The sequence below is a fragment of the Clostridia bacterium genome (assembly GCA_012840125.1).
Classification (GTDB): Bacteria; Bacillota; DULZ01; order DULZ01; family DULZ01; genus DULZ01.
Map to the genome: position 1 here is coordinate 1 of DULZ01000058.1, position 9,240 is coordinate 9,240.

11 protein-coding genes are annotated in these 9,240 nt (G+C 55.9%); all 11 read right to left on the reverse strand.

Translation table 11 applies throughout. From position 1 onward, the window contains the following. The coding region (locus GXX34_07330) for a radical SAM protein (GenBank protein ID HHW07328.1) at positions 1-733 on the reverse strand (733 nt) is incomplete at its 3' end. Positions 734-765: 32 nt separating this feature from the next. Next, entirely contained in the window at positions 766-1,128 is a 363-nt protein-coding gene (locus GXX34_07335) for a hypothetical protein (GenBank protein HHW07329.1), read from the reverse strand. Between the two features lie 501 nt (positions 1,129-1,629). Further along, positions 1,630-1,890, reverse strand: a complete 261-nt coding sequence (locus GXX34_07340; GenBank protein HHW07330.1) for a 4Fe-4S dicluster domain-containing protein — start codon at positions 1,888-1,890, stop codon at positions 1,630-1,632. 12 nt (positions 1,891-1,902) lie between these two features. After that, positions 1,903-2,469, reverse strand: coding sequence for a ketoisovalerate oxidoreductase (locus tag GXX34_07345; protein HHW07331.1), 567 nt, complete (start codon positions 2,467-2,469; stop codon positions 1,903-1,905). Position 2,470: 1 nt separating this feature from the next. Further along, complete coding sequence (locus GXX34_07350) at positions 2,471-3,223, reverse strand: 2-oxoglutarate synthase (GenBank protein ID HHW07332.1); 753 nt, start codon at positions 3,221-3,223, stop codon at positions 2,471-2,473. Between the two features lie 16 nt (positions 3,224-3,239). After that, on the reverse strand, positions 3,240-4,328 hold the full coding sequence (locus GXX34_07355) for a ferredoxin oxidoreductase (GenBank protein ID HHW07333.1): 1,089 nt from the start codon (positions 4,326-4,328) through the stop codon (positions 3,240-3,242). Positions 4,329-4,352: 24 nt separating this feature from the next. Further along, on the reverse strand, positions 4,353-5,003 hold the full coding sequence (locus GXX34_07360) for a hypothetical protein (protein HHW07334.1): 651 nt from the start codon (positions 5,001-5,003) through the stop codon (positions 4,353-4,355). A gap of 236 nt (positions 5,004-5,239) precedes the next feature. Then, positions 5,240-6,580 (reverse strand): hypothetical protein, encoded by a 1,341-nt coding sequence (locus GXX34_07365; protein ID HHW07335.1) that lies wholly within the window; start codon positions 6,578-6,580, stop codon positions 5,240-5,242. A gap of 181 nt (positions 6,581-6,761) precedes the next feature. Next, positions 6,762-7,424, reverse strand: a complete 663-nt coding sequence (locus GXX34_07370; GenBank protein ID HHW07336.1) for a hypothetical protein — start codon at positions 7,422-7,424, stop codon at positions 6,762-6,764. A gap of 88 nt (positions 7,425-7,512) precedes the next feature. Further along, positions 7,513-8,817, reverse strand: coding sequence for a hypothetical protein (locus tag GXX34_07375; GenBank protein ID HHW07337.1), 1,305 nt, complete (start codon positions 8,815-8,817; stop codon positions 7,513-7,515). After that, positions 8,799-9,212, reverse strand: coding sequence for a hypothetical protein (locus tag GXX34_07380; GenBank protein ID HHW07338.1), 414 nt, complete (start codon positions 9,210-9,212; stop codon positions 8,799-8,801). The genes GXX34_07375 and GXX34_07380 overlap by 19 nt, the downstream gene beginning before the upstream one ends. Positions 9,213-9,240: the final 28 nt, after the last annotated feature.

Consider the following 9,240-nt stretch of genomic DNA (forward strand, 5'->3'; position numbering starts at 1 on the left):
AGCCGTGAGGCTCCAGCGGGGATCCGGGGATAGGGATCCGGCGACCTGCTCCGCTGTAACCAGGTTTCATGTCAATGGTGATAAAGGTTTTTTCCACTAATTCATCCAGGGTGTGCTCCGGACCCACGGGCTCTAAACAAGTCCCGATGACCAGACCCGCTTTATGGGCAGCCGCCACGGTGGCCAACCGAACCCTGGGATCAATCTTCGTCACCGCTCCTTCACCCAGCCGCACCGCATGGTAAATGCCGTCAAAACCGGCTTTTTTCAAAGCTTTGGCTCCCTCTTCATCAAAATCCCCCACATTGGCAACCAGGGGTACACCCGTTTTGAGAGCTTGCCTGACTTCCCGGCCGACGGCCAGGAATTTTTCAAAACTATAAGTAGCAGTTGCCATCAGGTAAATGGCATTGGCACCGTCGGCTTCAAAACGCAAACACATGTCAATGACTTCATCCAGGGAGCGCTCGCTGGATTGCTCAAAAACTTTGTTTACGGCAGCAAAGGAGCAGAACTGGCAGTTTTTGGGACACAATCCCACATTGAGCCCAACTTGGGCATGGATTTCCGCTTTGCCCTTTGAGGCTGCCGCGCTTATTTTCCTGGCAGCGTATTGGATCAAATATGCTTCTTCCGACAGGTAATCAACGGCAAAGAGGGCTTTCAGTTCTGCCGGCGTCACCTTACCCCCGTCCAGGGCTTTGTCCACGATTTGTCTGATGTTTTTGTCCATGAATCTCTTCCTTTCTAGTATTGATATTCCGTTTAAACCGGCACCGGATGCCAACCACCTTTATGACCATCCTCTCCCCGCCACCCGCAGGCAGAAGGCAGCACCGGCAGCCACGCCGCCAAGGGAACCGGCCCCACCAGCTTCGGCACGGGATCAAGCCAGTACTTGCATGCCTTGCTCCACCCGATCAGGATGCCGGAAATAAACCCTACTGCCCCGCCAAAGAACACACCCGTGAACAGGAGCTTCATGGAGGCCACAAAGCTTTCCGCCACAACGTCCAGATTGTTCAAAAGGGACGCCGTGATTTTATCTGGGCTGGGGATAAAAGGCAACAATAACCGGCCTGTTTTGAGGGTGGCCAGGTCCAACCCTTCAATCAGACCAAAGCCCACGGACAGGTCATTTCCATCACGGTCTTACCGGTTAAAACACTTGCATATCAACGCTTTAGCCAGTTTCTTATCGTTATTTGTCTTACCGGTGGTTTGTCACCTAAACCATAAGCAAGACTTGTGCCAGTCCATCAAAAAGCTCTTGACCTAGTTGAATCAAGAGCTGAGGTACATGTCACCTCTTAACAGGGCATGGAAAAGTCTCATTTTAAAAAACGGTTTATCTTTTTGGCACTACCCGGTGCAAAACCAGAGCCGTGGACGCTACCGCGATAACGGGTACAGAAACAATTTAGCCGGTAGAGCTAAGTTGAAGTTTGCCTTATAAAGAAAACGCAAATCGCTTTGATTTTGAAAGAGCCGCCATATCCGCCCCGGCCTAAAAACATCTTAAATATAGCAGAAAATAATAAAATTTTTGTAGTTTGCCCCTCACCCCGTCTCAACGAGGAGTATAGCATAAAAGCACCCCTCCCGCCAAACCCGGAAGGGGTCAACCCTTTACTTTTCCTTTTTTGGCTTGCGCAAGATCAAGATAGCGCAATCAGGACAAACGGCTTGACAGTTCTTGCAGGCAATGCAGGGATCGCCGTGGCCCGGCTCTACCGTTGGCGTACCAAAGACTCCCAGGGTATCGGACCAGCCGATGGTATCCACCGGGCATTTTTGGATGCAGAGGCCGCAGCCTTTACAAAGGCCGGGATACAGGTGAAAAATGCCGGTGCCGTCTTCATAAATAATTGGTTTAAACTCTACCGCCATTTTTGTCTCCTCCTACATGAGACCCTTTACCAACTCAATCCCCCGCGCCAGGGCCCGGAAATTCATATCTCTGAGGCTTGGATTTTGCTCAAACTTATAGCCCAGCTTCTTCTCAATGGCCGCCCGGGCTTGCGATTCAGTCAAAACGTGACTGATGCCGAGGAGAGCCCCGAGGATAATAATGTTAAAGACCCGGGGGTGGAACTCTTCTTTGGCCACCCGGATGGCGGGAATGGCGAACAAGCTTTTCGCCTGCCTGGGCAGTTCCTGTTCTGATACATTGGCGCTTTCATCGTAGATGAAAACGGTCTGGGAACCCACATACATGCTTGTCCTGTGGATGGCCCGGTCACTGAGGGCAATGACTATGTCGCCCGTTTTAAATTTGGGCGCTTTGACGGGTTCATCACCGATTTGGACAAAGGCCACGGACACCCCACCCCTTTGTTCCACGCCGAAATTGGGGATGTAGATGGCTTCCTTGCCGCTTTCATAGGCTCCTTCCGTGAGAATCATCGCCACCGATTGGACCCCTTGTCCTCCTTCACCGGCCAGGGCAATTTTCATCGTTGTTCCCATGTTAACCCTCTCCTTTCCCGGGAGTTAACTCCCCCACGGGGAAGTGGCGGTGCATATCTTCTTCCAGAAACTTCCACGTTTCTTCCGCGTTCGTGCGCCAGTTGGTAGGACACAGGGACAAGGCTTCCACGAAGGCAAAGCCGCGGCCGGCCATCACGTTTTCCAAGCCCTTTTTGATGAATTTCTTGAGCTGGGGCAGTCTTGCTACCGTCCCCCGGGCCACATAAGCGCTGGACGGCGCAATGGCCCGGATCATTTCCGGGCCCAGGGTGGGATTGCCGGTCACTTCCGGGTCCCGGCCAAAGGGCGAAGTCTCCGTTTTCTGCGCCGGCAGGGTAGTGGGGGCCATTTGTCCCCCGGTCATGGCATAGAGGGTGTTATTCACCAGGATCACCAGTATTTTTTCATTGCGGGTGGCGGCATTGATGAGGTGCTGGGAGCCGATGGCATAGCCGCCCCCGTCCCCCATGTAGGCGACACATATGAGGTCAGGATTGGCCCGGCGCATGCCCACCATCACCGGCGTGACCCGGCCGTGATGGGCTTGTACCGTATCGAGATTGAAAAAGTCCCAGGCCAAAAGAGAGCAGCCGATATCACAGCCAAAAACAGTTCTTCCCCGGATGTCCAGTTCCCCAATGGCTTCCCCCAGCGTTTTCAGGACCAGCGGGTGTCCGCACCCGGGACAAAACTTGTGGGGTTTGGTTTCCGCCCGCCAGACGGCGGGCATGGGCGGTTGAGGCACAGCCGTCATAAAAATCCCACCTTTTCTATCCTTTATCCTTCCTGACTTTTTCCACCACTTCCTCCACGGTAATGCCCTCGCCGGGCCGGAAATAGGTATCCAAGGGAATATCCAAAGGATACAAAGCCTCTTTCACCATCCCGGCCAACTGCCCCATGGCGGATTCCACCACCAGGATCTTTTTGGCCCGCGCCAGGCCTTGCCGCAGAGCCTCCGCCGGGAAAGGACGCAGGGTAATGGGGCGAAAATGGCCCACCTTCAGCCCGGCTTTGCGCAGCTCATCCGTTGCTCCCTCGGTAGCTCGCGCCACGATCCCGTGAGCCAGGATGACCAGTTCCGCATCGTCGATGTATTTGGCGCGGTATTCCACCACTTCCGGGGCTATCCTCCGGTAGTCCCGGTCCATTTCCATGATGACTTCATAAAGTTCTTCTTCCATGTTGTAGGTATTCCGGACATGGACCGGCTCCCGGTCCACCCCTGGTATACCGGGGCCGCCCAGGATGGGTTCCGTAGGCACCAGCTGGATGCCGCGGACCTCCGGGTCATAAATGGTCAAGGGCTCCCGCATTTTCGCCTGGTAGCCGTCGCTGAGAATAAATGTGGGAAAACGGTATTTCCAGGCGGTGTTGAAAGCCTTGATGGTATAGTCAAATAAGTCCTGCTGCCCGGCGGGGGAGTAAACAATGCGATACCCTTCCCCGTTGCCGCCGAAGCAGGTCAACCTGGTTTCCTGCTGGGAATAAATCACGGTGGCGGTGGAAGGACCGCCCCGCTGGCAGATCACCGTCACCACGGGAATGCGCATCATTTCCGCCATGGACAGGGGCTCCTGCATCAGCACCGTCCCCGGCCCGGCGGTGCCGGTAAAAGCCTTTTTACCGGCCAGGACCCCGCCGATACAGCAAAAACCCGCCGACAGCTCATCTTCCGTCTGGAGAAATTCCCGGTCATATTTCTGGGCCAGCCTGGTCCAGTAGTGCATGATCTCCGTCTGGGGCGTAATGGGGTAACCGTACATGATTTCCGCCCCGGCGGCCAGGGCCGCCCAAGCCACCGCTTCATTTCCGGTCATAAATGCCCTTTTTTCTCCCTCAATCGGCTTTACCGCCATGTGGGTAACCTCCTATCAACTCTCTTACCAAAAAGCCTGCTTCATATAGCGCTTGATAAACCTGACGGGATGTCCCAGGCAGTCCCGGTGCCCTACCGCCTCTCGGAGGCTTTCCGCTACCGAAGTGGCCACCACCGGCAGTCCCAGCTCCCCGGCGGCCTGCGCCACCAGCCTGGCTCCCGCCCGGATAACCTCCACCGTGGTGTCATCCCCCAGGTGGGTGTTATTAATCAACCCGTGTACTCGACCTAAACTCCTCACATAAGCCACGATTTTACCCGGCGTATCCGTCATGGGCCTGGCAGCATTGACCACGGCCAACACTTTTAAATGGGGGTGATGGGACGCGCCCTCCAGCAAATTCAGGGTTTTGACACCTTCAACTCCATAGCCCACATCGAGAATGATGTGGCCGGGTCGCCGGAGAGCCCAGCGCATTTCCGGGTGCAGGGGAATGCCCGCTTCACCGAGGCCCAGGGTCTGCTCCGTTTCCCAGGCCAAGACTTCAATCCCTTGCTGCCGCAGTTCTTTTCTTAAGGGGCGCAAGGTATAGAAGGGTTCTACCAGGTCCAGGTCCACCAGGGTCACCGGCGCGCCCCCTTTCGCCAGGACCAGGGCCCGGTTCACCGCGTTTTCACTTTTGCCGCTGGCATACTCCCCCACATAGGCTTCCACTACGGGGTATCCTGCCTTACAAATGGCCCTCACCTCAAGCCTAGCCGCGCCGCAGGAGAACAGTGTCCTGTGTTGCCCGGCAGGGTTTGCTCCTGATGATAGCACTAATCTCAAACCTAGTATGCACTTTCATCCAGTTTTTATGAAATTTGGCCACAAAAAAGCCAACCGGCGCTTTCCGGTCGGCAAGTCGGAGACCGGGGACAGCCCCGGGTAGCCAGGCTGTCCCTTTTCCCTTACAAGGACTTCAGGTATTCTACCAGATCGGCTTTTTCTTGCGGCGACAGGTTCAAGCCGAAAAAGTTATCGTAATGGTCGACGACCTCCAGCAAAGTTTTGAACCGCCCGTCATGGAAGAAACCGCCTTTTTGATGGGTCCACAAACCTTTCAGGGGCGAAGTACGATACATCTTGGTCGGGGAACGGTCCGCCTGGAAACTGTCAATGCCTATCTCTTCCGGGCGGTGCAGGTTGTGGCCGGGCTCGCTGAAGGTAGGAGGCACATGGCAGCGGCTGCAGCCGGCTTTCCCGTGGAAAAGGGCTCCACCCCGCCGGGCGGCGGCCTCGTTGAAAGAACCGGGCGGTGGCGGCGGCGCGGCCAGGGATAACTGGTAGAGATGCAGGGCCGGCAGCTTGGAGGACACTAGATCCGGTTCATTTCTCACATTCCACAGCCCTGCCCCGGCGGCCACCGGGAACTGGACCGGATCGCTCAACCGCTGGTCGTAAAAGGTCCCCAGACCGTGCATCTGCAAGACGGCTACAAAAGCATTCCAGTAAGGTACAGAGCCAAAACCGGTCCAGGTGTGCAGGTTGATGCCGGCCAAACCAAAGGCAGGGGGTATCAGGACGGCCCCTGATTGCCCGTCCGGCCGGAAGGCTTTCCCGTCCAACACCAGGAGGGCGTCATATTTACCCGGTCCCCAAGAGCGCAGCACCTGGCGCACGGTTTGCTGGTCCACACCCAGCAGGCGGGAAAAGGGCTCCAGATTGGGGGCCAGGGCAACGATCTCTCCCACATTCAGGTCCCGGTTGGCCCAACCGTCCAAGCGGCGTCCGATCCCCGGGGCCAGGGAGTCATCCACGGTAGAATGGCACAAAGCGCACTGGATACCGACGGAGGAAAGCTGTCCCCGGGCATCGAAAAAGCCTTTCACCCCGACGACGGCATCCAGTTTCAATAGGGCCACCGTGGTGGCCGGGTCCTCCAGGTTTACCTCTCCCCTTTTCAGCTGCTTGACCAGCGACGGGGGCAAGGCTTCGGCGTCCACTTTCAGACCTAAAGACAAAGCAGCCCTGGGGCTCAACCCTGGCCCAACGCCCCCTAGCTGGGCGCCTTTGATGGCCTCATGGAGGCGCAACTGCCTGCCCCAAAAATTCTCGCTGCCGAAAGTATCATAACGGAATATCCGCTGACCCTCTGCCAACAGCTGCTGTTCCCTTTGGTCGGGCTGGTGACGAACCCTACCGAAACCATTGACCAGGATTGGGTTGATTATACCTATAGCAAGGACGAGCAATCCCACCGCCAGCAACAGGTAAAGGAGCTTCCTGCCCCCGGGCAGTCTCAGCACCATCCGGCATCCCCCCTGCCATGTTCTCAGGATCAATGTATGCAGGGCGGGAAGAGCCTATAACCGGGCGGGCACCGTTTTCCTGCCAAAGAACAGGCTGCATGGCACAGCCACGCAGCCTGCTGTATTTAAAGCGCCCGGCTAAAATGGGCTGCAATTATGTTTTGGTACGGCTTGACAGGTGTTATATCCCTCTCCCAAGGCTTTTCCCACGGTTTTTCCCCACCATGGCGTCTCTGAACTTAGCCTTGATTTCATCAAGAGTAAGATCAGTGGTGTCGATACCGGCAGCTTCCGCTTTCTGCTGCCACCTTTCCAGCTTGTGTTCGTTCCTAAGCTCCTTCCTGGCCTCTATAATCTTGCTCCTCAACTCTTTCACGGAAAGCCCCGTAGGATCTATCCCCAAGCCATCAGCTATTCTCTCTAACCTTTCCAACTTGGGTTCATCCTTAAATTCCCTCAAGGCTTCTTTAATCTTGGCTTCGATCTCCGCCGGGGAGAGCCCCGTGGTGTCTATGCCCAGAGCCTCAGCTTTCTGCTGCAGCCTTGCCAACCGGTTTTCGTTTCTCAGTTCCGCCATGGCCGCATGGACCTTGCTCCTCAGCTCTTCCAGGGAAAGCCCGGCAGGATCTATGCCAAGAGCCTCGGCTTTCTTTTCCAGTCGTTCCAGACAATCCGCCTCTCTAAATGTGTTGGGCCGGGACCAAGTGTCTTCCGCCCCGGTAATAATCCTGACCCGGGTGCAAATCCCATTCGATGGTTCCCGGTGGGGACCCTGGGCTAATGCCACGCCCCCGGTGGAAAGAATACCGGCGATCACCATGCCGGCGACCAGTTTTTTGAACATTTTCCGAACCCCTTTCTGCGAGATATGTTGATGTACAACTGCCTACACCATATACATTCGCAAACCGGTTCGCCATTTCCGGGGTACCTCACAAAATTTTTCCTGTTGCGTCCCGGAAAAACCTAGTTTCACCAGGTGCTTGCCTAGACCCGCTGTCCCGCCGTTCCTGCTCCTGCCGCCGGCCCTGGCGTTCCTGTCCCCGCCCATGGTCCTCTTGCACCTGTCCCCGGCGGCTCTCCGGCCGTTCTCCTTTTTCCCGGCCCTCCGGCTCTTCCGGCACCTCACGCCGGTTCTTGTGTTCCCGGCTTTGCCTGCCTTCCTCTCGCTCCTCCTCGCTCCGCTTTTCTTGGCGCTCCTGCTTCAGCTCATGGCCACGCCGGTCCTGCCTCTCCCGGTTTTCCGCCCCTTCGCCTCCGGGCCGCTCGTCCCGGCGCTCCGGTACTTGGATTCTGCCCTTGCCTTGCCGGACTTCCTTGTCATCTTCACGTTCCGGCTCCGGCCGGCCTTCTTGCCCTTCTTGCCACTGCCGTTGGTTCTCTCCCTCTTGCAGCGGCCGGATATACTGCCGAACGTCCTGTACTTCCTGCCCCTGCTGCATTTCAGGTCTCACCTGTTTTAGCCGGCCCTGCCGGTTGATACCTCTCCCTTCTCCCCCGGATCCATGATGTTTTTCCTTGACCATTCTTACGATTTCGCCAATGGGAACGTCCTTCATCGCCGAGGGATTCAAGTCCTGCTGCGTTGCTTTTTGCAGTTCTTGTATGAGCAAGAGCCTTCCGGGAGAGAGGTTGTATTTTTCCGCAGCTGTACGGGTTTGCAGGTCAGTGTGCAGGACATACACTTCCACCTGGCTCTGATCTTGCAGCTTTTGATTCACCGTTTCACCCACTACCCGGTCAAAACGGTGGATTTTCTTCTGGTCTCCCGATACGAAAGTTAAAACCAGGGTGCTTTGGCTGCCGGCAGGCAGATATCCCGCCTGGCTCAAGCGCTCCAGTACAATCCCCACCCCCTCCGGCAAAGGTTTGTAAAGAAGGGCTTCTTTTGACACAATGGCGCCGCCGTCGTCGTCAAAGCTTTTTACATCAATAATGTAATCAAAACGGTTGGCAGCCATTTCGACGCTGGGATTAATGTCAATGTTCACATAACTGTAAGGGGTGGCGAAAGCCAGCGCAAAACCACCGGCACTGATGAAAAGCAGCAAAACAGCAGCAACGGCAACAAGTCTTATCCATGGCGTTACCCCGGGAGCCGCAGGGCATTCTATTTCACATCCCACCCGGTAATGGGGCAGTGTCTTCACCCGCAGGTACTCTCCCTGCCGGGTCAGCACAACGGTGTATTTTGGACCTGTTTCCAACACCAGGGCTTTCACCGATCGCACCCCCAATCCCTGACATATTCCTGTAAGAACGGGTAATCCCCCGTCTTGATGATTAAGACCGCTATAATATACTTCCGGAACCGTTCCAGCTGCTTCCGGGGTATGAGCAGGTCTTTTTCCATGTCTGCTAAAGGCAGCATTTGTTTTTGAAAAATCCACCGGAGCTTTTCCTCATGCCCCAGCAGATAACCAATGATTCTACGGCACACCAGGCGTGTCTTCACGTGCTTGGGGGACGCCTGCACCAAATCGGAAAAGGAAATGTTCCACTTGGCCAGTTCTTGTTTAAACTGTTCGATTTCCAAGGCCCTGTTCCGGGCAGTCTCAGCCTCGGCATAGTGTTTCATCGACTGGATATCAATTAAACTGTTTTCCCTACCGTCGTCCCCGGCACTGTCCAAAGACGCCAGGCCCTCCTCCTCGCGCTTG

Coding starts and splice junctions, on each gene's coding strand:
- GXX34_07365 (HHW07335.1), bottom strand. CDS start 6,580: ATGGTGCTGAGACTGCCCGGGGGCAGGAAGCTCCTTTACCTGTTGCTG.
- GXX34_07345 (HHW07331.1), bottom strand. CDS start 2,469: ATGGGAACAACGATGAAAATTGCCCTGGCCGGTGAAGGAGGACAAGGG.
- GXX34_07350 (HHW07332.1), bottom strand. CDS start 3,223: ATGACGGCTGTGCCTCAACCGCCCATGCCCGCCGTCTGGCGGGCGGAA.
- GXX34_07370 (HHW07336.1), bottom strand. CDS start 7,424: ATGTTCAAAAAACTGGTCGCCGGCATGGTGATCGCCGGTATTCTTTCC.
- GXX34_07355 (HHW07333.1), bottom strand. CDS start 4,328: ATGGCGGTAAAGCCGATTGAGGGAGAAAAAAGGGCATTTATGACCGGA.
- GXX34_07340 (HHW07330.1), bottom strand. CDS start 1,890: ATGGCGGTAGAGTTTAAACCAATTATTTATGAAGACGGCACCGGCATT.